Consider the following 754-nt stretch of genomic DNA (forward strand, 5'->3'; position numbering starts at 1 on the left):
CCGCGGCCTCACCTCCCCCGACAACTCGCACGCCGGCCGCCTCACCGTGCCGCTCGGCATCATCGACAAGCCCTTCGAGCAGCGCCGCGACGTGCTCTGGAGCGACTTCTCCGGCGCCGCCGGCCACATGCTGATCGTCGGCGGCCCGCAGTCCGGCAAGTCCACCCTCCTCCGCACCCTCATCTCCTCCTTCGCCCTCACCCACACCCCCGCCGAAGCTCAGTTCTATGCCCTCGACTTCGGCGGCGGCGGCCTCTCCGCCGTATCCGGCCTCCCCCACGTCGGCGGCGTGGCCTCCCGCCTCGACCCCGAACGCGTCCGCCGCACCGTCGCCGAAGTAGCCGGCGTCCTCAACGGCCGCGAGGAGTACTTCCGCGTCCACGGCATCGACTCCATGGCCTCCTACCGCCGCCAACGCGCCACCGGCGCCCTCACCGACCAGCCGTGGGGCGACGTCTTCCTGCTCATCGACGGCTGGGCGACACTCAAACAGGACTACGAGATCCTGGAAGACCACATCACCGACCTCGCCATCCGAGGCCTCGGCTACGGCGTCCACGTGGTCATCACCGCGACCCGCAACATGGAGGTCCGCGCCGCGCTCAAGGACCAGCTCATGAACCGCCTCGAGCTGCGCCTCGGCGACACCATGGACTCCGAGTTCGACCGCAAGGTCGCCGCCAATGTCCCCGCCGACATGCCCGGACGCGGCCAGACCCCCGACGGCCTGCACTTCATCTGTCTCTTATACACA

At 69.6% G+C, this 754-nt stretch carries 1 protein-coding gene; it reads left to right on the top strand.

The window, feature by feature from the left end; translation table 11 throughout:
* Positions 1 to 754: type VII secretion protein EccCb (gene eccCb, locus FNX44_RS27390; protein ID WP_143651637.1), on the top strand; the 754-nt coding region annotated here is incomplete at both ends.

It is taken from the genome of Streptomyces alkaliterrae, from assembly GCF_007097205.2.
GTDB lineage: Bacteria > Actinomycetota > Actinomycetes > Streptomycetales > Streptomycetaceae > Streptomyces > Streptomyces alkaliterrae.